The 1667-nt window shown below is 57.9% G+C and carries 1 protein-coding gene and 1 pseudogene; one reads left to right on the top strand and one right to left on the bottom strand.

All coding sequences use genetic code 11. The annotated features are described in order from the left end of the window. A pseudogene (locus tag QMD53_07160) lies at positions 1-259 on the top strand (hypothetical protein). A 177-nt stretch (positions 260-436) separates the two neighbouring features. On the opposite strand, the gene QMD53_07155 reads toward QMD53_07160, so the two are convergent. Next, positions 437-1507, bottom strand: coding sequence for a transposase (locus QMD53_07155; GenBank protein MDI6800413.1), 1071 nt, complete (start codon positions 1505-1507; stop codon positions 437-439). Positions 1508-1667: the final 160 nt, after the last annotated feature.

Below are 1667 nucleotides of genomic sequence, written 5' to 3'. Positions count from 1 at the left end.
GTCCCAGACTCTCTATTACCCCAACCAGCAGAGTAACCGGCTGCAGTTTTATCACGAGCACGCCTTGGGGATCACTCGCCTGGGGGTCTATGCCGGACTGGCCGCGGGTTACCTGATCACGGACCCGGTAGAGAATGCGTTGATCCAAGCCGGCACCATTCCTACCGGGGGAGGGGCCTTTAATCTTAATCCAATAAACCCTTACAACTGTGGCATTCCCCTGATCATCCAGGATAAAACCTTCGTGCCCAATGAGCCTCTTGCAAAATTCATAAGAATTGCGGTTGCTATGAGGCGACGGCTAGGTATTGGGAGTCTTGAGTCGATGAAATCGAGTTTTTGGGTCCTCTTCGCCGGAAATCGAGTCGATTTTGGCGAAGTCAGGACGCACCGCTCCCCGGATAACCTTGCCAAACTACGGACAGCTTTGAGCTGCTCAGCTTATCAGCTTGAGCAACTGGTCGGCAAACAGAGCGATGACGCCAAACATGAGGTGGAGCCCGACTTTCTTGCCTCCCCGCACCATCACGTTGCCGCCCCCAAACTCTTCTTTCAGCCGACTGTTGAAGCGCTCCGCCACCGTCCGTTCCTTGTACCTGGCCGCCTCATGGGGCGCCAGCGGGATAACCTCTCGCCCCCGGCCATTCCTATCGATGATAGGGACGTGCCCCAGGCTGCGGCTGACGGCGTAGATCGGTTGCGCGTCATAAGCCGCATCCATCAAATCATACAGGTAATCCACCCGCGCGCTGGTCATTTTCATCAGCGGGATGGCGACCTGGCTGTCATGCAGGGAGGCCGCGGTCAGCGCCACGCTGATGGGCAGGCAGCAGTCATTGACGTCGGCGTGCCATTTATAGCCTCTCCAGGTCTCCTTATAACCTTGGGAATTCTTCTTCGTCCCCACATCGCAATGCACCGGCAACTCCGCCAGGGCCTCCGCGGCCGATTGCCGACACTGGCGTTCCAGGCGCGTCTCCGCCCTGGGTTCTCGCACCTCCCCGCGGCGGGGGCGCCCATTTTTCCGGGGCGCCGGCTTTTCCGGCCGCGGCTTGGCTACAGGTTTTTCCCGGCCCTTGATGGCCGTGGCGTCCCGGCTGATATGCCCCACCAATCCCGGTTTCACCCAATGCTCCACCAAGGCCTGGTGGACCTTATCGCCCAACCCCTTCTCGGCAAATTCCGCAAAGGCCCGAGAAAAGGTAGCCTCAGAGGGGACATCGGCAAGGCTCACAAAACCGCAAATACGTCTGAAGTTCGGCGAGGCACGCAAGGCTTCGATAGTGGCCCGGGTGGTGTGATGGTTATACACCGCCTTGGCCACAAAGGCCCGGGCCAAGGCCCGGCGCTCCTGCGCCTTCCGGCCGAATCTCCGGCAGGGCCGACCGGCAAATTTCTCGATTTGGAGTACTGCCAAGATGCTGACTAATTGCCGCTCTTTCTCGGTTAGGGGCCGCTCCCAACATTCTTCCAGGCAAGGGATTAAATTCCGTTGCAAGGTCCCCATTAACCATGATACAGCTTCCCTAAGCTTCATCGGCTCCCCCCAAGGCTTCGGTGTTTCTGCTTAAACTCACCTTAGCACAGAAGCGCCGATGAGGCTTAATTTTTCAATAAATCAACCCTAAAGAGACTTTTGCAAGAGGCTCCACATTCTGGCCCATGGC

It is taken from the genome of Actinomycetota bacterium (assembly GCA_030017835.1).
In the GTDB taxonomy this organism is placed as follows: Bacteria; Actinomycetota; Aquicultoria; order UBA3085; family Oleimmundimicrobiaceae; genus Yes70-04.
Note: the sequence above shows the minus strand (reverse complement) of the source record. Positions and strands in the feature narration are given on the sequence as shown.

Coding starts and splice junctions, on each gene's coding strand:
- QMD53_07155 (MDI6800413.1), bottom strand. CDS start 1,507: ATGGGGACCTTGCAACGGAATTTAATCCCTTGCCTGGAAGAATGTTGG.